A 19,875-nucleotide genomic window follows, 5' to 3' on the forward strand; every position below is an offset into this window, starting at 1 on the left:
CCGGGATCGCCTCGTGCCACCCGGCAATAATTTTAAAAAGGGGCTTTAGCCCCTTTTTTGTCTGGAGAATTTATTATGGCGAAAGAATTTGGTCGCCCGCAGCGCGTAGCGCAGGAAATGCAGAAAGAGATCGCGCTCATCCTGCAACGCGAAATTAAAGATCCGCGTGTGGGCATGATGACCACCGTGTCCGGCGTGGAGATGTCCCGAGACCTGGCGTATGCCAAAGTGTTCGTGACGTTCCTGAACGATCAGGACGAAGCGGCAGTGAAAAATGGCATTAAAGCGCTGCAGGAAGCCTCTGGTTTCATCCGCTCTCTGCTCGGTAAAGCGATGCGCCTGCGTATCGTGCCTGAGCTGACCTTCTTCTACGACAACTCCCTGGTCGAAGGTATGCGTATGTCCAACCTGGTGACCAGCGTGGTGAAACATGACGACGAACGTCGTGTTAACCCGGCGGACGACAGCAAGGAGGACTGATGAGTCGTCCTCGTCGTCGTGGTCGCGACGTGCATGGTGTGCTGCTGCTGGATAAACCCCAGGGCGCTTCCAGCAACGACGTGCTGCAAAAAGTTAAGCGAATTTTTAACGCCAACCGTGCGGGCCATACTGGTGCGCTGGACCCTCTGGCGACGGGCATGTTGCCTGTCTGCCTGGGGGAGGCTACAAAGTTTTCTCAGTACCTGCTGGATTCCGATAAACGTTATCGCGTCATCGCCAGACTGGGCCAGCGCACGGACACCTCCGATGCCGATGGCCAGGTGGTAGAGGAGCGTCCTGTGACGTTTAGCGCAGAGCAACTGGATGCGGCGCTGGAGAGCTTCCGTGGCGATACGCTGCAGGTGCCGTCGATGTATTCGGCGCTGAAGTATCAGGGTAAAAAACTCTACGAATATGCGCGCCAGGGCATTGAAGTGCCGCGTGAAGCCCGCCCGATCACCGTGTATGAACTGCTCTTTATTCGCCACGAGGGTGACGAACTGGAGCTGGAAGTCCACTGTTCGAAAGGCACCTATATTCGTACCATCATCGACGATCTGGGCGAGAAACTGGGCTGCGGCGCGCATGTTATCTATCTGCGCCGCCTGGCCGTCAGTAAGTATCCGGTTGAGCGGATGGTGACCCTTGAACATCTGCACGCGTTGGTTGAGCAGGCGCAAGCGCAAGGGATGGCAGCAGCAGAACTGCTCGATCCGCTGCTGATGCCGATGGACAGCCCGGCGGCCGACTTCCCGGTTGTTAATCTTCCTTTAACATCGTCCGTTTACTTTAAGAACGGAAACCCGGTTCGGACCACGAATGCACCGCTGGAAGGGCTGGTACGCGTGACCGAAGGGGATGACGGTAAGTTTATCGGCATGGGTGAAATGGACGGTGAAGGACGCGTTGCGCCCCGCCGTCTGGTGGTGGAATACCCGGTCGAAGGCTGACGGCGATATCAGCTCACCTTGCGGTAAACCGGTGAGGCGAGTAGAATATCGCGGCTTAACGTCCGGCAAATTGTTTAACAATTTTGCGGGGCGTATACGGGGATCGCTGAATTAGAGATCGGCATCCTTACATTCTTTATACTTTGGAGTTTGAAAATGTCTCTAAGCGTTGAAGCTAAAGCTAAAATCGTTTCTGAGTTTGGTCGTGGTACTAACGACAGCGGTTCTACCGAAGTTCAGGTTGCACTGCTGACTGCACAGATTAACCACCTGCAGGGTCACTTTGCAGAGCACAAAAAAGATCACCACAGCCGTCGTGGTCTGCTGCGTATGGTTTCTCAGCGTCGTAAACTGCTCGACTACCTGAAACGTAAAGATGTTGCACGTTACTCCGCGCTGATCGAGCGTCTGGGTCTGCGTCGCTAAGTCTTGCGAGTTTCAGAAAAGGGGGCCTGATGGCCCCTTTTTTCAACCAGACCGCAGCAATTCACTGGAAACTATTGTATTGTTGCTATAAATGATCTTCCTTGCAGAGGTTCGCGCGGCTAATGAGAGGCTTCACCCATGGGGGTGTTGGTTGTCATTAGTCGCGAGGATGCGAAGAAGGTCGGGTTAAATCGTCAGCACACCGGTGGTGTGCTGTCAAACTTTTAAGAAAGGACAGAATTTTGCTGAATCCGATCGTTCGTAAATTCCAGTATGGTCAGCATACCGTCACGCTGGAAACCGGCATGATGGCACGTCAGGCTACTGCTGCCGTTATGGTAAGCATGGATGACACCGCGGTATTCGTGACCGTTGTTGGCCAGAAAAAAGCAAAACCAGGTCAGGACTTTTTCCCTCTGACCGTTAACTACCAGGAGCGTACTTACGCTGCCGGTAAAATCCCGGGTGGCTTCTTCCGTCGTGAAGGCCGTCCAAGCGAAGGCGAAACCCTGATCGCGCGTCTGATTGACCGCCCGGTTCGTCCGCTGTTCCCGGAAGGCTTCGTAAACGAAGTGCAGGTTATCGCGACCGTGGTTTCCGTTAACCCACAGGTTAACCCGGATATCGTTGCGATGATCGGCGCATCCGCTGCGCTGTCTCTGTCCGGTATTCCATTCAATGGTCCAATCGGTGCTGCGCGCGTTGGCTACATCAACGACCAGTATGTGCTGAACCCGACTCAGGAAGAGCTGAAAGAAAGTAAGCTGGACCTGGTTGTTGCGGGTACTGAAGCCGCTGTTCTGATGGTTGAATCTGAAGCTGAACTGCTGAGCGAAGACCAGATGCTCGGCGCTGTGGTCTTCGGCCACGACCAGCAGCAGGTTGTTATCCAGAACATCAACGAGCTGGTGAAAGAAGCCGGCAAACCACGTTGGGACTGGCAGCCTGAAGCAGTAAACGACGCGCTGAACGCACGCGTTGCTGCGCTGGCTGAAGCGCGTCTGAGCGATGCATACCGTATCACCGACAAACAGGAGCGTTATGCTCAGGTTGACGTGATCAAAGACGAAACCATCGCCACGCTGGTTGCTGAAGACGAAACGCTGGATGCTAACGAGCTGAGCGAGATTCTGCACGCAATCGAGAAAAACGTAGTTCGTAGCCGCGTACTGGCTGGCGAGCCGCGTATCGATGGTCGTGAAAAAGACATGATCCGTGGTCTGGACGTGCGTACTGGCGTACTGCCACGTACTCACGGTTCTGCGCTGTTCACCCGTGGTGAAACGCAGGCGCTGGTTACCGCGACCCTGGGTACTGCACGTGACGCACAGATCATCGACGAGCTGATGGGCGAGCGCACTGACAGCTTCCTGTTCCACTATAACTTCCCTCCGTACTCCGTAGGGGAAACCGGTATGGTGGGTTCGCCGAAGCGTCGTGAAATTGGTCACGGTCGTCTGGCGAAGCGCGGCGTGCTGGCAGTGATGCCAGACGCAGACAAATTCCCGTACACCGTTCGTGTGGTTTCTGAAATCACCGAATCTAACGGTTCTTCTTCCATGGCTTCCGTATGTGGTGCCTCTCTGGCGCTGATGGATGCAGGCGTGCCAATCAAAGCCGCCGTTGCGGGTATCGCAATGGGTCTGGTGAAAGAGGGCGACAACTTTGTTGTTCTGTCTGACATTCTGGGCGACGAAGACCACCTGGGCGATATGGACTTCAAAGTGGCGGGTTCCCGCGACGGTATCTCTGCGCTGCAGATGGATATCAAAATTGAAGGTATCACCAAAGAGATCATGCAGGTTGCTCTGAACCAGGCTAAAGGTGCGCGTCTGCACATCCTGGGCGTGATGGAACAGGCTATCAACGCTCCACGCGGTGATATCTCTGAATTCGCTCCGCGTATTCACACCATCAAGATCAATCCAGACAAGATCAAAGATGTTATCGGTAAGGGCGGTTCCGTGATCCGTGCGCTGACCGAAGAGACCGGCACCACCATTGAAATCGAAGATGACGGTACTGTGAAAATCGCAGCGACCGACGGCGAGAAAGCGAAATTCGCGATTCGTCGTATCGAAGAAATCACTGCAGAAATCGAAGTGGGCCGTATCTACAATGGTAAAGTGACCCGTATCGTTGACTTTGGCGCATTCGTTGCCATCGGTGGCGGTAAAGAAGGTCTGGTACACATCTCTCAAATCGCTGACAAGCGCGTTGAGAAAGTGACCGATTACCTGCAGATGGGTCAGGAAGTACCGGTTAAAGTTCTGGAAGTTGACCGCCAGGGCCGTATCCGTCTGAGCATTAAAGAAGCAACCGAGCAGTCTCAGCCAGCTGCTGCGCCAGAAGCACCGGCAGCAGAACAGCAGGGCGAGTAAGGTTGCCATTTGCCCTCCGCATCGCGGAGGGCCGTTATCAGGCAGGACGCCTTGTTAAGCCGCCGGGGGACAGGACGTTCATCCAATAGTTGTCTTCGGGAGTGGGAAATGAAGCCTTTTTTGCGCTGGTGTTTCGTTGCGACAGCTTTAACGCTGGCAGGATGCAGCAACTCTGCCTGGCGTAAGAGCGAAGTCCTCGCAGTGCCATTGCAACCGACTTTGCAACAGGAAGTGATTCTGGCACGCATGGAACAAATTCTTGCCAGTCGGGCTTTAACCGATGACGAACGCGCACAGCTTTTATATGAGCGCGGAGTGTTGTATGATAGTCTCGGTCTGAGGGCATTAGCGCGAAATGATTTCTCACAAGCGCTGGCTATCCGACCTGATATGCCTGAAGTATTCAATTACTTAGGCATTTATTTAACGCAGGCAGGCAATTTTGATGCTGCCTATGAAGCGTTTGATTCTGTACTTGAGCTTGATCCAACTTACAACTACGCGCACTTGAATCGCGGTATCGCATTGTATTACGGCGGTCGTGATAAGTTAGCGCAAGATGATCTGCTGGCGTTTTATCAAGACGATCCTAATGATCCTTTCCGTAGCCTGTGGCTTTACATCGTTGAGCAGAAGCTCGATGAGAAGCAGGCAAAAGAGGCACTGAAACAGCGCTTCGACAAATCGGACAAGGAACAGTGGGGATGGAACATTGTCGAGTTCTACCTGGGCAACATTAGCGAAGCAACGCTGATGGAACGCCTCAAGGCGGACGCAACGGATAACACCTCGCTCGCTGAGCATCTCAGTGAAACCAACTTCTATTTAGGTAAGTACTACCTAAGTCTGGGGGATAAGGACAGCGCTACGGCACTGTTCAAATTAGCGGTTGCTAACAACGTACACAACTTCGTTGAGCACCGTTATGCATTGTTGGAATTATCGCTCTTGGGCCAGGAGCAAGACGACCTGGCAGAATCGGACCAGCAATAGCTGACGACATAAACATCAGCCCGTAATCTTTTTGATTGCCATCACCTTAACTGGTGAGGGCGTTGTTGTTCGTCAATACACCTACTTTGAGCCGGTTCACACTTTTCAATGAAAATTGCTAATCATTTTCACGATGAGCTAAGTAGACTGGCCGCCATTGACATTGAGGCACTCGTACTACATGGCTGAATTCGAAACCACTTTTGCAGATCTGGGCCTGAAGGCTCCTATCCTTGAAGCCCTTAACGATCTGGGTTACGAAAAACCATCTCCGATCCAGGCAGAATGTATCCCACACCTGCTTTCTGGTCGTGACGTGCTGGGCATGGCCCAGACTGGTAGCGGTAAAACTGCGGCGTTCTCGCTGCCGCTGCTGAACAACATCGATCCGGACCTGCGTGCACCGCAGATCCTCGTTCTGGCTCCAACCCGTGAACTGGCGGTTCAGGTTGCTGAAGCCATGACGGAATTCTCTAAACACATGCGCGGCGTAAACGTGGTTGCCCTGTACGGCGGCCAGCGTTATGACGTGCAGTTACGCGCCCTGCGCCAGGGCCCACAGATTGTTGTCGGTACGCCGGGCCGTCTGCTGGATCACCTTAAGCGCGGTACACTGGATCTCTCTAAACTGAGCGGTCTGGTACTGGATGAAGCAGACGAAATGCTGCGTATGGGCTTCATCGAAGACGTAGAAACCATTATGGCGCAGATCCCGGAAGGTCATCAGACCGCTCTGTTCTCTGCCACGATGCCAGAAGCCATTCGTCGCATTACCCGTCGCTTCATGAAAGAGCCGCAGGAAGTGCGCATTCAGTCCAGCGTTACCACTCGCCCGGACATCAGCCAGAGCTACTGGTCTGTGTACGGCATGCGCAAAAACGAAGCGCTGGTGCGTTTCCTGGAAGCGGAAGATTTTGATGCGGCGATTATTTTCGTACGTACCAAAAACGCGACCCTGGAAGTGGCTGAAGCCCTGGAGCGTAACGGCTATAACAGCGCAGCGCTGAATGGCGACATGAACCAGGCTCTGCGTGAGCAGACGCTGGAGCGTCTGAAAGACGGTCGTCTGGATATCCTGATTGCAACCGACGTGGCAGCACGTGGTCTGGACGTTGAACGTATCAGCCTGGTTGTAAACTACGACATCCCAATGGACTCCGAGTCCTACGTTCACCGTATCGGCCGTACCGGTCGTGCGGGTCGTGCAGGCCGTGCGCTGCTGTTCGTTGAGAACCGCGAGCGTCGTCTGCTGCGTAACATTGAACGCACCATGAAGTTGACCATTCCGGAAGCTGAGCTGCCAAACGCAGAACTGCTGGGCAAACGCCGTCTGGAAAAATTCGCTGCCAAAGTTCAGCAGCAGCTGGAAAGCAGCGATCTGGATCAGTACCGTGCGCTGCTGGCGCAGATCCAGCCAACCGCTGAAGGCGAAGAGCTGGATATCGAAACGCTGGCTGCAGCACTGCTGAAGATGGCACAGGGCGAACGTACCCTGATCGTGCCACCAGATGCACCGATGCGTCCTCGTCGTGAGTTCCGTGACCGTGACGATCGCTTCGAACGTCGTGGCGATCGTAACGACCGTGGCCCACGTGGTGACCGTCCAGAGCGTGGTGGTGAAGATCGTCCACGTCGTGAGCGTCGTGACGCTGGCGAAATGGAGCTGTACCGCATTGAAGTGGGCCGTGATGATGGTGTTGAAGTTCGTCATATCGTTGGCGCGATCGCGAACGAAGGCGACATCAGCAGCCGTTACATCGGTAACATCAAGCTGTTCGCATCCCACTCCACCATCGAGCTGCCAAAAGGCATGCCGGGTGAAGTACTGCAGCACTTTACCCGCACTCGCATCCTGAACAAGCCGATGAACATGCAGCTGCTGGGCGATGCACAGCCACGTCCTGACCGTGGCGGCGAACGTCGTGGCGGTGGTCGCGGTTTCGGTGGCGAGCGTCGTGAAGGCGGTCGTAGCGAAGGTCGTGGTGGTGAAGGTCGTCGTTTCTCCGGTGAACGCCGCGAGAGCCGTGGCCCACGTCGTGAAGAAGGCACCAGCCGTCGTCGTTTTGGTGACGCGTAAGCCTTTCGTTTCTGACGTAAAGTAATATATACAGCCCCGATAAAGACTATCGGGGCTTTTTTTATTTCCTTTGTACTCTTGTACTGGTACAGTGCAGCACATTAAAATGCAAACCACATTTTTGACTGGAGATATGGCTGTATGGCGACACTAACCACCACCCAAACGTCACCTTCGCTGCTTGGCGGCGTGGTGATCATCGGCGGAACCATTATTGGTGCCGGGATGTTCTCCCTGCCAGTGGTCATGTCCGGTGCGTGGTTCTTCTGGTCGCTGGCTGCGCTGGTTTTCACCTGGTTCTGTATGTTGCATTCAGGGCTTATGATCCTTGAAGCCAACCTGAACTACCGCATTGGCTCCAGCTTCGACACCATCACGAAAGATCTGCTGGGTAAAGGCTGGAACCTGGTGAACGGCCTTTCCATCGCGTTTGTGCTTTACATCCTGACCTACGCGTACATCTCTGCAAGCGGTTCGATTCTGCATCACACCTTTGCGGAGATGTCGCTGAACGTTCCGGCGCGTCTGGCTGGGCTGTGCTTTGCGCTGGGCGTCGCATTTATTGTCTGGATGAGTACCAAAGCGGTGAGCCGGATGACGGCCATCGTACTGGGCGCAAAGGTCATCACTTTCTTCCTGACCTTCGGTAGCCTGCTGGGGCACGTCACCCCGTCAACGCTGTTTAACGTGGCTGAAACCAATACGTCGTATACGCCGTATCTGCTGATGACCCTGCCGTTCTGTCTGGCGTCGTTTGGCTACCACGGCAATGTGCCAAGTCTGATGAAGTACTACGGCAAAGACCCCCGGACGATTGTAAAGTGCCTGGTCTACGGTACGCTGCTGGCGCTGGGGCTGTATGTGATTTGGCTGCTGGGGACGATGGGCAACATCCCGCGTCCGGAGTTTATCGGCATTGCGCAGAAGGGCGGTAACATTGATGTGCTGGTCCAGGCCCTGAGTGGGGTACTGAACAGCCGCAGTCTGGATCTGCTGCTGGTGGTGTTCTCTAACTTTGCGGTAGCGAGCTCTTTCCTCGGCGTGACGCTGGGCCTGTTTGACTATCTGGCGGATCTGTTTGGTTTTGATGATTCCGCGATGGGGCGCTTTAAAACCGCACTGCTGACCTTCCTGCCACCGATTGTCGGCGGCCTGCTGTGGCCGAACGGGTTCCTGTACGCTATCGGCTATGCCGGTCTGGCGGCTACCATCTGGGCGGCAATTGTGCCAGCGCTGCTGGCGCGTAAATCCCGTCAGCGCTTCGGTAGCCCGAAATTCCGCGTCTGGGGCGGCAAACCGATGATTGCACTGATTCTGGTGTTCGGTATTGGCAACGCGGTGGTGCACGTGCTGTCGAGTTTTAATTTGTTGCCTGTATATCACTAAACACAAAGCCCGGTGGCGCTACGCTTACCGGGCCTACAGGGATCGCGTAGGCCGGATAAGGCGAAGCCGCCATCCGGCAAAAAACTATCCCACCAATTCTTCTTTCACCTGCATCGCTAAATCAAACGAATGCAAACGCGCCTGGTGATCAAATATCTGGCCGTTAACCATAATCTCATCCGCCTGCGTTTCGCGCAGCACCGCTTCCAGCCCGTGACGCACCTTCGCTTTATCTCCCACCAGCGACATGCTCAGCGCCTGCTGAACGCCATACTGCTCGGAGGCTGACCACAGTTGATGCATATTCTCCACCGGTGGCGGCAACTGGCCGGTCTCGCCGCGACGCAGCTTCACAAACGCCTGCTGCATGGAGGTAAACAGGAATTCCGCATCGCGATTGCTGTCGGCGGCAATGATGTTGATACACACCATCGCGTACGGTTTCTCCAGCCTTTCAGAAGGTTTGAAGTTCGTGCGGTAGAGATGCAGCGCCTGATGCAGCATATCCGGTGCGAAGTGCGAGGCAAACGCAAACGGCAGCCCCAACTGTGCAGCAAGCTGCGCACTGTACAGGCTCGACCCCAGCAGCCATACCGGGATCTTTTCGCCGTAGCCCGGCACCGGGCGCACGTGCGGGTTCGGGTCACGCGCATCGAACCAGTCCACCAGTTCCGCCACATCACGCGGGAAATTGTCGATGTCACCACTCATATGGCGACGCAGGGCGCGCATGGTTGGCTGGTCGCTGCCCGGCGCACGGCCAAGGCCTAAATCAATACGGCCCGGATAGAGGGTATTCAGCGTACCAAACTGCTCGGCGATCACCAGTGGAGCATGGTTTGGCAGCATCACGCCACCGGATCCCAGGTGCAGGGTGGTGGTGTTCGCGGCCAGATAACCAATCAGTACCGAGGTGGCGGCGCTGGCGATACCGACCATGTTGTGGTGCTCTGCCAGCCAGTAACGGTGATAGCCACGCTTTTCGGCCAGTTGAGCCAGATCGAGAGAGTGCGAAAAGGCTTCTCTGGCCGAGGAGCCTTGTGGGATCGGCGCCAGATCCAGCACCGAAAACGGAAGGGTTTTGTCAGTCATAACAGCTCACTTTGTCGACGGTCAATCTTTAATACTGCATTAAATAATGATAACCGTTGTTAACAAAGTGAGCCTTTTTCAGGCCTGCAGCTCCAGTCCGGCCAGCCGTTTCCAGTAGCCGTTACAGTCACTGTTTGCCGTCAGCGGCAGCGGTGACGTGCCATTTTCGTTGGCGCGAAAAGCATCCAGCATGGCAAACACGCTGGTGTCCAGCGGTGACAGACGCACCATATCCACCAGCCCGACCATCGACGCCAGCTCGTTACCCAGGTTATAGACATAGCCGCTCATGGTCTGAATGCCGTTCAGGACAAACACCTGCTGGTTCTCCTGCGACAGCATGCTGCGCCCGTTCGGGTACTTGATGCAGCAGGTCTCGCACTCGTCTTTCGGCCGATCTTCAGAGCGGGCAGTAAAGCAGCGGGCAGAGTACGCCAGCGGCAGATGACCATAGCTCAGCACTTCCACTTCAAACTGATTGCGAATGCCAAGCTCTTCACACTGAGCGAGCAGGTTTGCCAGCCAGTCGCGCGACAGCTCTACCGGCATGCACCAGCGCGTCATCCCCTGTTTCAGCAGCAGGCGCAGGGTCACGGCGTTATAGCAGTTCAATGCATGGCCCGCGACAAACGGCAGCTTGCGTTCAGCGCACATGTTCACCACGCCCAGGTCGCTCGCTTCAATCAGGAATTCACCGTTCTCCACATAGCGTTTTAGCTCACCCAGTTCGGAGGACGCCTGCACCAGCGCCAGCGTGGAGAGCACCACCTGTTTGCCGCTCCCGGCGAGGCTTTTCGCCATCTCCAGCCAGTCGCCCACTTTGGTGGCGCGGCGCTTGCTGCATACCGCTTCGCCAAGATAAATCACATCGGCGCTGCTGGTTGCGGCCTGTTGATAAAAATCTTCCAGCGTCTCTTTTGGCCAGTAGTAGAGCACCGGTCCTAATGAATATTTCATGATTATCTCACTGCCATTTACGGTGATATGCGCCAAGCGTGGTTTGTGTGCCTTCAGACATCGCGCCGAGGGTCTCCATCCAGGCCGACTGTGGGGCGTAGTTCTGCGGGTCTGCCATGCAGCGGTCGATAGCCTGACGCCAGACTTTCGCCACCTGACTGACGTAGGCCGGGCTGCGCTGGCGACCTTCAATCTTCACCGAAGCAATATTAGCGGCCAGCAGTTCCGGCAGCAGTTCCAGCGTGTTGAGGCTGGTGGGTTCTTCCAGCGCGTGATAACGCTCGCCGTCAACCAGATAGCGGCCTTTGCACAACGTCGGGTAGCCAGCGTTTTCACCGTCCTGATAGCGGTCAATCAACACTTCATTCAGGCGAGATTCCAGCCCCTGTGGCGTTTGCTGCCAGCGAACAAAGCGGGCAGGCGAGCAGGCGCCAACGGTATTGGGTGATTCACCGGTTAAATACGAGGAGAGATAGCAGCGGCCTTCAGCCATGATGCACAGGCTGCCAAAGGCAAAAACTTCCAGCGGCACTGGCGTGACGCGCGCGAGTTGCTTAACCTGATGAATAGAGAGCACGCGCGGTAAGACCACGCGGGCCACGTCAAAGTGTTGATGATAAAAACGTACCGCCTCTTCGTTGGTGGCAGAGGCCTGAACAGAGACATGGCGCTCAATATGAGGATAGCGTTCTGCCGCATACTCCAGCATGGCGAGGTCGGCCAGAATCAGCGCATCAGCACCCAGCTGTGCTGCCATATCCACCGCGCGCTGCCAGCGGGCATAGCCATCAGGATGGGCAAAGGTATTGATGGCAATATGCAATTTGCGGCGGTGCTGATGTACGAAGTTAACGGCTTCCTGAAGCTTTTTCTCCGTAAAGTTGAGGCCAGCAAAATGGCGGGCGTTAGTATCATCTTTCAGCCCGATATAGACCGCATCGGCCCCATTTTCGATGGCCGCCTTAAGCGCCGGAAGGTTTCCGGCAGGGCAGAGCAGCTCCATAATTTATCCTGATGTCGTCGAGAGCAAAAATGTTAACGAGCTGGGATTTTAATTAACCCATACGCGACAATTTTTGATTTAAGGCAGCTAATGGCGTATTGATGGCACCAATAATGAGGTACACCGGACGACGGTTTGTTGATTTACGCCGCTATGTTCTCCTCCGGATATGGCAAAATACCCGGACTATCGCTATCAGGGAGTAAAGCTCGTGCTGGATAAACTGCGTTCACGTCTCGTACAATTTGGTCCATCAATGCTGAGCGTGCCGGTAAAACTGGCGCCGTTCGCGCTTAAACGTCAGGTGCTGGAGCAGGTCCTGAGCTGGCAATTCCGCCAGGCGTTGCAGGATGGCGAGCTGGCGTTTCTGGAAGGTCGCTGGTTAAGCATTGAAGTGCGTGATATCGGTCTGCGCTGGTTTACCTCCGTTGAGAATGACCAGCTGATCGTACGCGAGTCTGCCGACGCGGATGTGAGCTTTAGCGCCGACGCCTGCGATCTGCTGATGATCGCCGCGCGTAAGCAGGATCCGGACACCCTCTTTTTCCAGCGCCGTCTGGTCATTGAAGGCGATACGGAACTGGGTCTGTACGTCAAAAATTTAATGGATGCCATTGAGCTGGAGCAGATGCCAAAAGCGCTGCGCGTAATGTTAATGCAAATGGCAGATTTCGTTGAGGCCGGGCTGAAAACCCCGCCTGACAGTAAACACACTTCAGTAGGTGAGCCATGCTGATTCGAGTCGAAATTGGGATTGATGCACCGGGTATCGATGCGTTGTTACGCCGTTCTTTTGCGAGCGACGCAGAAGCCCAACTGGTCCACGATCTCCGCGAAGACGGCCTGATCACGCTGGGGCTGGTTGCCACCGATGATGAAGGTCAGGTGGTGGGCTACGTTGCCTTCAGCCCGGTAACCGTTCAGGGTGAAGAATTACAGTGGGTAGGGATGGCACCGCTGGCGGTAGATGAGCACTATCGTGGACAAGGGCTGGCACGTCAGCTGGTGTATGAAGGGCTGGACTCGCTCAATGAGTTTGGCTATGCCGCGGTGGTGACGCTGGGCGATCCTGCTTTCTATGGTCGCCTGGGCTTCGAGCCAGCGGCGCACTACGATCTCCGCTGTCGCTGGCCGGGCACCGAAACTGCCTTCCAGGTGCACCGACTGGCTGATGACGCACTGAATGGTGTAAATGGTCTGGTGGAGTACCACGACCATTTTAATCGTTTCTAATCAGGCTTTCGCACAGCGCCTCAAACGAGCCGTCTCCGGTGACGAGGCGCTCTTTCTGGCGCTTTGTCAGCTGCTTAATGCGGTATTCCACCCTTAACGCCAGCGATCGGTCACCCACGGGTGCTGCAAAGGCGAGCGTTAATTCACCTTTCCCCCGCAGCGCTTTTGCCCCTTTTCCCGTTTGATGCTGAAGAAAACGCCGCGCCACATCGGTGGTGATCCCGGTGTAGAGGGCATTATCGGCGGTACGGACAAGGTAGAGAAACCAGCACACGGTAAACAGATTCAGTATGTTAAGGTGAACGCACCATAGCATGAGAGAGAACGAAAATGGAAACTCTGGCTGCCATTAACCGCTGGCTGGCGAAACAGCATGTTGTCACCTGGTGCGTGTATGACGACGGTGAAATGTGGTGCGCAAATGCGTTTTACTATTATGACCCTGATCGCGTTGCGTTTTATGTGATGAGCGAAGATAAAACGCGCCATGCGCAGATGACCGGGCAACAGGCGAAGGTAGCAGGGACAGTTAACGGTCAGCCTAAAACGGTGGCACTGATCCGTGGGGTGCAGTTTAAAGGGGAGATCCGTCGGCTGGACGGTGACGAGAGCGACGCGCGCCGTAAGCACTACACGCGCCGCTTTCCGGTAGCCGCCGCCTTAAAAGCCCCGGTGTGGGAAATCCGCCTTGATGAGCTGAAATTTACCGACAACACACTGGGCTTTGGCAAAAAGCTGCACTGGCTACGCACCGAGCAGGCGTAGCGCTTCGCGGTTAAACGCGGGCAGATCGTCCGGGGTTCGGCTGGTGATCAGCTGGTCTTTGTCGTTGACCACCTCCTGATCGTAAAACTCGGCCCCCGCGTTTTTCAGATCGACAACGATCGGTTTCACGGCCGTGAGTTTTCGTCCGCGCACCACATCCGCGCTGATAAGCAGTTGCGGACCGTGGCAGATGGCAAAGACCGGTTTGCCGGTCGAGACGAAATCGCGGGTGAATGTGACGAAGCGCTCGTCCCCGCGCAGGGAATCCGGGGAATGACCGCCGGGTAACAGTAGCGCATCGAAATCTGACGGGCTGACGTTATCAATGGTTTCGTCGATGGTCACGCTGGCTTCGCCCTTGTGGCCTTTCACCGTTTTTCCCGCCTCTTTCTCGATGGTGATGACCTCATGTCCCGCCTTACGGAACGCCTCCGCAGGTGAGGTGAACTCTGAATCTTCAAACTCGTCGGTAATCAGGACTGCGATTTTTTTACCCATGCTTCCTCCGTTGTTTTCGCTTCAGACTGTTTTTTTCCCGTTTGTGGTAAATACTTACCGGTAACAGACTTCTAAGTGTGGTTGACCGTGCTGAGTTCGCAAACGGACTATTCTGTAAAGGGGAAGAGATGAGTCAGGTACTGATTACAGGCGCAACCGGGCTGGTGGGCGATCATCTGCTGCGGCTGCTGATTCAGGATCGCAGGGTGAACTACATCGCGGCCCCGACACGTCGACCGCTGGCTGACATCTCTGGCGTCTTTAATCCTCACGATCCGCAGCTGACTGACGCACTGGCACAGGTGCAGGATCCCATCGATATCGCCTTTTGCTGTCTTGGGACGACGCGGCGCGAGGCGGGCAGTAAAGAGGCGTTTGTCCATGCCGACTACACGCTGGTGGTCGACACGGCGCTGACGGCGAAAAAGCTGGGAGCCACCCATTTTCTGGTGGTCAGCTCGCTGGGTGCCAGCGCCCGTTCGCCGTTCTTTTACAACAAGGTGAAGGGGGAGATGGAAGAGGCACTGATTGCCCAGAAGTGGGAGCGGTTGACTATCGTCCGTCCCTCCATGCTGCTGGGGCATCGCGACGAGCGTCGTTTTAACGAGTCTGTTTTTGCCCCCTTGTTCCGCATTCTGCCTGGTAACTGGAAATCCATTGAGGCGCGCGATGTGGCGCGTGCGATGCTAAACGAGGCACTTTCGCCGTCGCAGGAGGGGGTGAATATCATTCCTTCGGCAAAACTGCGTGAAATCGCTCAAGGCGAGGCGTAAACTCCCCCGGCTAATTAAATAACACTCTCCGGGGAATGCTATGACTGGTCAGTCTTCATCTCAGGCGGCAACACCTGTCCAATGGTGGAAGCCCGCACTCTTCTTTCTCGTGGTCATTATTGGCCTCTGGTATGTGAAATGGCAGCCGTACTATGGTAAAGCCTTCACTGCCGCCGAAACGCACAGCATCGGTAAATCTATTCTCGCCCAGGCTGATTCCAGCCCGCTTCGCGCGGCGTGGGATTATGCCATGGTCTATTTCCTTGCCGTCTGGAAAGCCGCCGTATTAGGTGTCATTCTGGGCTCGTTGATTCAGGTACTTATCCCGCGCCACTGGCTGGTGAAAACCCTGGGGCAGCCGCGCTTTCAGGGCACCCTGTTGGGGACCATTTTCTCCCTGCCGGGCATGATGTGTTCGTGCTGTGCCGCGCCTGTCGCTGCCGGTATGCGTCGCCAGCGAGTCTCAATGGGCGGCGCGCTGGCGTTCTGGATGGGCAACCCGCTGTTAAACCCGGCCACGCTGGTGTTTATGGGCTTTGTCCTTGGCTGGCATTTCGCCTTTATCCGCCTGGTGGCCGGTCTGCTGACGGTGCTGGTGGTGGCGACGCTGGTACAAAAATGGGTGAAAGAAACTGCCGTGGAACCTGCGTCTGTCGAGCTTGACGTGAGCGAGCCGCAGGGGAGCTTCTTTGCGCGCTGGGGTAACGCGCTGTGGCAGCTCTTCTGGAGTACCATTCCTGTGTATATCCTGGCGGTGCTGGTGCTCGGGGCCGCACGCGTCTGGCTATTCCCGCATGCCGACGGCGCCATCGACAATACCCTTATGTGGGTCATTGCGATGGCCGTTGCCGGTTGTCTGTTTGTGATCCCAACGGCCGCAGAAATTCCGATTGTGCAGACCATGATGCTGGCCGGCATGGGAACGGCTCCGGCGCTGGCTCTGCTTATCACACTGCCTGCGATCAGCCTGCCGTCGCTTATCATGTTGCGTAAGTCATTCCCGGCGAAAGCGCTGTGGCTGACCGCGGGGCTGGTGGCGTTGAGCGGGGTAATTGTGGGAAGTATTGCGCTTCTGTGAAAAAAAAAGCCCGGTAGCGCTGGCGCTTACCGGGCCTGGAGTCAGGTGTGACTTACTTGATGTAAGTAAAGGCGGTGGTGACGTGTTTCACGCCGCTCACCCGGCTGGCAATATCGGCCGCCGCTTTGCCTTCCCGGTCGGTAACCAGACCCAGCAGGAACACTTCGCCGTTTTCGGTCGTCACTTTCACGTTGGATGATTTCACCTGGTCTGAACCCAGCAGCTGGGAACGGACTTTGGTGGTGATCCACGTATCATTGGAGGCGGTACCAAGGCTGATTGGCTGCCCCTGACGCACTTCGTTAAAGACTTCCGTGGTACCTTCTACGCCCATCGCGATCTGTTTTGCGCGGCTGGAGAGGTCAGTATTTGGCGCCTGGCCTGTCAGCAGCACTTTGCCCTGGTAAGCCGTCACGTTGATGCGCGCTTCTTTCTTAATTTGCTCGTCTTTCGACAGCGCACTGTTGACGCGCAGCTCCAGCGTGCCGTCATCTACCTGAGTGCCGACGGTGCGTGGATCGGTCGCGGCTTTGGTGCCTACCGCGGCGGTACCCACAACAGCCGCAGCAATACATCCCTGAAGCAGTAATGCAGACATAAGGACTGCGAGGGTCGATAAAGCCTTCATGAGAACTCCTTAATCATCCTGGTGAGGGAAAAGCGTGTTATCGATCAAATCACATAAGCAGTTAACCGTGAGCATATGCATCTCCTGAATGCGTGCGCTACGGTGAGACGGAATGCGGATTTCCACATCCTGCGGCCCCAGCAGGCCCGCCAGCTCGCCCCCGTCATAGCCGGTTAAGGCAACGATAGTCATATCGCGGGTGACGGCGGCTTCGACGGCTTTGACAATGTCACGGCTATTGCCGCGCGTGGAGATGGCCAGCAGCACATCACCTGCATGGCCCGGGGCACGCACCTGCTTTGCGTAAATCTCGTCATGCAGACGATCGTTAGCAATCGCTGTTAAGACCACATTATCGGTATTAAGTGCAATGGCAGGTAAACTGGGACGTTCTGTTTCAAAACGATTGATCATACTGGCAGCAAAATGCTGTGCGTTGGCGGCGGACGTACCATTGCCACAACAGAGGATTTTGTTGCCATTCAGCAGAGACTGCACCAGCGTCATCGCGGCGCGAGAGATCGCGTCAGGGAGGGCTTCTGCCGCGGCAATCTGAGTCTGGATGCTTTCTGTGAAGCACACTTTAATTCTTTCGAGCACGTTATCCCTTTTAAATCTTAATTATGCGTCTTCGCCAAAAGCGTTTTTCAGCCATTCGATCTCGTTTCCGGTGAAGGCTAACACATCGAACCGGCAATCCACAGTATCAAAACTCCCATTATGGCGGGCAAGCCACAAGTGGGCAGTCTGTAATAATTTATGTTGTTTGGCGAGCGTCACGCTGGCGGCAGCACCGCCAAAACGGGAAGACTGTCGGTAGCGTACTTCTACAAACACAATGACCTGACCCTCTTTCATGATCAGATCGATTTCGCCGCCACGTCCGCGAACGTTAGCGGCGATAAAGCGCAGTCCTTTGCCCTCAAGCCAGCGACGGGCTTTTAATTCCCATGCGTCGCCGGTCTCTTTACGGCTTAACTGGCCGGGACGATTTGCCCCTGCTGGTATTTGAGCCATGATAACTTCCTGTTAATCACGCAATCCTGAGTGGCCGTCAGATCGCCGGTGTTACCGTTAAGTTCAAAGCCCGGCACCTGACGCATTTGGGTAAAGTGGTTTGCCAGCGCCCAGGCATCGACACCCATTGCATACAGACGCGCCAGCGAGTAGTCGTTACGGACCGTACTCAGCGCCTGCTGCATCAGCGCCGGATTGCTGCCTGCCAGCATAGGAATTTCACTGTACTGTAGACCGTCCATCTCCAGACGGAAATCCGGGCCCGCGGTACCTTGCGCGCTGCGCGAGCTGGCGTAGAGTGTGGCACCGCTCTGGCTGCCGTTACGCATGGCGATCATCGGTTTGATGAAGGCAATCTCCTGCGGCGTGGCGACGATATAGGCCGCATCCACTTTGCCGCCACCGCCGATTTGCGCGTCGGTTGGCGGGGCCGGGATGGTCAGACCGCCAATCGTCACGCTCTGCTGCTGTGGCAGGCTGGCACTCACCGGGCTGCCGTTAAGCGCAATACCCGCGCCGCCGTTAACGCCCGCACGCAGTTCAGAGACGGAACCGAATTTCTGCTGCAGCACGATGCCGCCACCCAGCTTCTGCCACTCTTCGGCAAAGGCGTTGGCGACGCGATCGCCCAGCGTACTGCGAGGGATCAGCAGCAGCGGAGACTGTTTCCCCTGCTCGTGAATATGACGCGCCGCATCGCGGGCTTCATCTTCCGGAGAGAGGGCGAAATAGCAGATATTGGCGCGGTTCTGAACCTGCTCAGGCTGGTTGAGCGCCAGCACGTTCAGCGCAGTATTGCTCTTCATCAGCTCTTCCACGTTGTTTTTCAGCAGCGGGCCGACAACGATGCTGGCGCCGTCCTGTTGCACCTGCGCCAGAACCTGATCGAGCGGTTGAGAACTGGTGTCGTAGATTTTCAGCTCAGCGCCAGGGTTAGCGCTGGTGGTGGCTACGGCCTGTGGCTGAGTGGCGGGCTGAGCGGCAGGTTGTGCTGCGGGCTCAGTGGTCTGCGGTTGAGGCTGCTCCGCTGTCGCAGGCTCTGTTGCCGGTGCGGATTGTGTCTCTACCGGAGTCGGAGCCGGAGTCGCAGGCGCGGGTGCTGCGGCCGCAGGTGTGGTCGGTGCTGTCACCGGGTTCTGCATCGTCCCCTGCGCCGGGGTTTGTGCTGTGGTCAGGTCGCTGGTTTCCGCGGCGGAAGGGCTAACAACGTCGTTCACGTTTGCCGCCTGAGCTGCCTGTGCCGGAACCGCGCTACCGGTCACTGGCGTGGTTCCGTTCTTCGCCGCTTCAAAACCTTGCTGAATGGTGCGGCCAAATACCGCCGCCTGGCCGTTCAACGGCAAAAGCAGGGCGATTTTGCTGGTAGAGGCAGGCTTAAAGTTCTGCACGTTCACCAGCTGTGTCGGCAGCATTTTCGCGCCCGGGTTTTGCGGGTAACGGGTTTGCCAGTCGGTAATACCGGCTTTCAGCATGTTTGGATCGCTGCGGTTGTTAAACCACATCTGTTGCAGATCCAGCCACCCCTGCAACACATTTTCATCGGCATTGATGACCAGCGCCTGCGCCTGTTCCTGGGTCATAGAGGCGAGCGCCTGCCAGGTGGCATCAATATTTTTCTGCTTGTCCGCACCGCCGAGCAGCGGCTCCTGGGCGATTAGCGCCCGCAACAGCGTCAGGGAAGGGCGCCCCTGCTCAGCGGTAATGCCCGCCTGCCAGAAACGGGCCTGCTGATTTTTATCCAGCGCGCTCACGTCGATGTCGCCAAGGCTCTTTTTCGCGGCGGCATAATCTTTCAGCGCGACTTTCAGCTCGGCAGAGAGCAGGCTCTGCTCAAGACGCTGGGCATCGTTAAGCTCGTGCGGAAGCTGGTTGAACAGTTCGGCGGCCTGCTGGGTTTTGCCCTCTTTCAGCAGTGCACGAATGGCGAGTAATTGCCAGTTGATCCTGGTATCATTTGAGCTTTGCGACATTTGTTGCAGATAAAAGCCAGAATCAGCCTGAGCGGATCCCTGCAGATGGGCCGTGCTCTGGTCAGGTGCCTGGGTGCCACAGCCTGCAAAGATCAGGGCTGCCAGCAGAAGCGGCACGCTGCGCGTGGCTTTTTTTCGAAGAAACGTTAACGGTACCATACTGTATCC

Annotated in this window: 22 protein-coding genes; 13 read left to right on the plus strand and 9 right to left on the minus strand. The window is 56.0% G+C overall.

The features are described 5' to 3' along the window. Positions 1 to 75: 75 nt before the first annotated feature. The 8 genes from rbfA (at position 76) to mtr (ending at position 8,693) form a co-directional block, all read left to right on the plus strand. Positions 76 to 480, plus strand: coding sequence for a 30S ribosome-binding factor RbfA (rbfA, locus tag EKN38_RS02940; RefSeq protein ID WP_003024988.1), 405 nt, complete (start codon positions 76 to 78; stop codon positions 478 to 480). Next, positions 480 to 1,430, plus strand: coding sequence for a tRNA pseudouridine(55) synthase TruB (gene truB, locus EKN38_RS02945; RefSeq protein ID WP_014833430.1), 951 nt, complete (start codon positions 480 to 482; stop codon positions 1,428 to 1,430). The genes rbfA and truB overlap by 1 nt, the downstream gene beginning before the upstream one ends. Positions 1,431 to 1,586: 156 nt before the next feature. Continuing rightward, positions 1,587 to 1,856, plus strand: coding sequence for a 30S ribosomal protein S15 (gene rpsO, locus EKN38_RS02950; RefSeq protein WP_013098914.1), 270 nt, complete (start codon positions 1,587 to 1,589; stop codon positions 1,854 to 1,856). A 242-nt stretch (positions 1,857 to 2,098) separates the two neighbouring features. Further along, positions 2,099 to 4,237, plus strand: a complete 2,139-nt coding sequence (gene pnp / locus EKN38_RS02955; RefSeq protein ID WP_014833429.1) for a polyribonucleotide nucleotidyltransferase — start codon at positions 2,099 to 2,101, stop codon at positions 4,235 to 4,237. Between the two features lie 108 nt (positions 4,238 to 4,345). Continuing rightward, complete coding sequence (gene nlpI / locus EKN38_RS02960) at positions 4,346 to 5,230, plus strand: lipoprotein NlpI (RefSeq protein WP_013098912.1); 885 nt, start codon at positions 4,346 to 4,348, stop codon at positions 5,228 to 5,230. A gap of 108 nt (positions 5,231 to 5,338) precedes the next feature. Further along, positions 5,339 to 5,419 (plus strand): protein YrbN, encoded by an 81-nt coding sequence (gene yrbN, locus EKN38_RS26195; RefSeq protein WP_100122156.1) that lies wholly within the window; start codon positions 5,339 to 5,341, stop codon positions 5,417 to 5,419. Beyond that, a complete protein-coding gene (locus EKN38_RS02970) occupies positions 5,412 to 7,307 on the plus strand; it encodes a DEAD/DEAH family ATP-dependent RNA helicase (protein ID WP_014833428.1) in 1,896 nt (631 codons plus the stop codon). Before yrbN ends, EKN38_RS02970 begins: the two co-directional genes overlap by 8 nt. Positions 7,308 to 7,448: 141 nt before the next feature. Further along, a complete protein-coding gene (gene mtr / locus EKN38_RS02975) occupies positions 7,449 to 8,693 on the plus strand; it encodes a tryptophan permease (protein ID WP_014833427.1) in 1,245 nt (414 codons plus the stop codon). An 84-nt stretch (positions 8,694 to 8,777) separates the two neighbouring features. Here mtr and EKN38_RS02980 read toward each other — a convergent pair whose 3' ends face one another. The 3 genes from EKN38_RS02980 to EKN38_RS02990 form a co-directional block, all read right to left on the minus strand. Further along, the gene (locus EKN38_RS02980; RefSeq protein ID WP_014833426.1) at positions 8,778 to 9,785 is read right to left on the minus strand and encodes an LLM class flavin-dependent oxidoreductase; all 1,008 of its coding nucleotides are present in this window, start codon (positions 9,783 to 9,785) and stop codon (positions 8,778 to 8,780) included. Positions 9,786 to 9,863: 78 nt separating this feature from the next. After that, positions 9,864 to 10,742: a U32 family peptidase gene (locus EKN38_RS02985; RefSeq protein WP_014833425.1), complete on the minus strand. Its 879-nt coding sequence runs from the start codon at positions 10,740 to 10,742 to the stop codon at positions 9,864 to 9,866. A 7-nt stretch (positions 10,743 to 10,749) separates the two neighbouring features. Then, positions 10,750 to 11,745 carry a peptidase U32 family protein gene (locus EKN38_RS02990; RefSeq protein WP_014833424.1) on the minus strand — a complete coding sequence of 332 codons (996 nt, stop codon included), beginning with the start codon at positions 11,743 to 11,745 and terminating at the stop codon, positions 10,750 to 10,752. 211 nt (positions 11,746 to 11,956) lie between these two features. On the opposite strand from EKN38_RS02990, the gene EKN38_RS02995 reads away from it, so the two are divergent. Continuing rightward, the gene (locus EKN38_RS02995) at positions 11,957 to 12,481 is read left to right on the plus strand and encodes an SCP2 domain-containing protein (RefSeq protein WP_014833423.1); all 525 of its coding nucleotides are present in this window, start codon (positions 11,957 to 11,959) and stop codon (positions 12,479 to 12,481) included. Next, positions 12,475 to 12,978 carry a GNAT family N-acetyltransferase gene (locus tag EKN38_RS03000; protein ID WP_014833422.1) on the plus strand — a complete coding sequence of 168 codons (504 nt, stop codon included), beginning with the start codon at positions 12,475 to 12,477 and terminating at the stop codon, positions 12,976 to 12,978. Before EKN38_RS02995 ends, EKN38_RS03000 begins: the two co-directional genes overlap by 7 nt. Here EKN38_RS03000 and EKN38_RS03005 read toward each other — a convergent pair. After that, on the minus strand, positions 12,965 to 13,294 hold the full coding sequence (locus EKN38_RS03005; RefSeq protein ID WP_014833421.1) for a GIY-YIG nuclease family protein: 330 nt from the start codon (positions 13,292 to 13,294) through the stop codon (positions 12,965 to 12,967). The genes EKN38_RS03000 and EKN38_RS03005 overlap by 14 nt on opposite strands. A 14-nt stretch (positions 13,295 to 13,308) precedes the next feature. On the opposite strand from EKN38_RS03005, the gene EKN38_RS03010 reads away from it, so the two are divergent. Then, positions 13,309 to 13,743 (plus strand): YhbP family protein, encoded by a 435-nt coding sequence (locus EKN38_RS03010; RefSeq protein WP_014833420.1) that lies wholly within the window; start codon positions 13,309 to 13,311, stop codon positions 13,741 to 13,743. Here the strand turns inward: EKN38_RS03010 and EKN38_RS03015 are convergent. Then, a complete protein-coding gene (locus EKN38_RS03015) occupies positions 13,723 to 14,241 on the minus strand; it encodes a type 1 glutamine amidotransferase domain-containing protein (RefSeq protein WP_013098902.1) in 519 nt (172 codons plus the stop codon). The genes EKN38_RS03010 and EKN38_RS03015 overlap by 21 nt on opposite strands. Before the next feature lie 128 nt (positions 14,242 to 14,369). Here EKN38_RS03015 and EKN38_RS03020 point away from each other — a divergent pair, with 128 nt between their 5' ends. Together EKN38_RS03020 and EKN38_RS03025 are read left to right on the plus strand one after the other, a co-directional pair. Next, positions 14,370 to 15,014 (plus strand): NAD(P)H-binding protein, encoded by a 645-nt coding sequence (locus tag EKN38_RS03020; protein ID WP_014833419.1) that lies wholly within the window; start codon positions 14,370 to 14,372, stop codon positions 15,012 to 15,014. 40 nt (positions 15,015 to 15,054) lie between these two features. Beyond that, entirely contained in the window at positions 15,055 to 16,092 is a 1,038-nt protein-coding gene (locus EKN38_RS03025; protein WP_014833418.1) for a permease, read from the plus strand. A gap of 52 nt (positions 16,093 to 16,144) precedes the next feature. Here EKN38_RS03025 and dolP read toward each other — a convergent pair whose 3' ends face one another. From dolP to EKN38_RS03045, 4 genes are read right to left on the minus strand one after another with little or no spacing between them, the layout of a single operon-like run. Beyond that, complete coding sequence (gene dolP / locus EKN38_RS03030; RefSeq protein WP_014833417.1) at positions 16,145 to 16,720, minus strand: division/outer membrane stress-associated lipid-binding lipoprotein; 576 nt, start codon at positions 16,718 to 16,720, stop codon at positions 16,145 to 16,147. Between the two features lie 9 nt (positions 16,721 to 16,729). Further along, on the minus strand, positions 16,730 to 17,320 hold the full coding sequence (gene diaA, locus EKN38_RS03035; protein WP_126521633.1) for a DnaA initiator-associating protein DiaA: 591 nt from the start codon (positions 17,318 to 17,320) through the stop codon (positions 16,730 to 16,732). A gap of 21 nt (positions 17,321 to 17,341) precedes the next feature. Then, on the minus strand, positions 17,342 to 17,737 hold the full coding sequence (locus EKN38_RS03040; protein ID WP_047361217.1) for a YraN family protein: 396 nt from the start codon (positions 17,735 to 17,737) through the stop codon (positions 17,342 to 17,344). Further along, a complete protein-coding gene (locus EKN38_RS03045) occupies positions 17,695 to 19,866 on the minus strand; it encodes a penicillin-binding protein activator (protein WP_014833415.1) in 2,172 nt (723 codons plus the stop codon). Before EKN38_RS03045 ends, EKN38_RS03040 begins: the two co-directional genes overlap by 43 nt. Positions 19,867 to 19,875 lie beyond the last annotated feature (9 nt).

This window comes from Enterobacter sp. WCHEn045836, from assembly GCF_003965585.1.
Lineage (GTDB): Bacteria > Pseudomonadota > Gammaproteobacteria > Enterobacterales > Enterobacteriaceae > Enterobacter > Enterobacter dissolvens.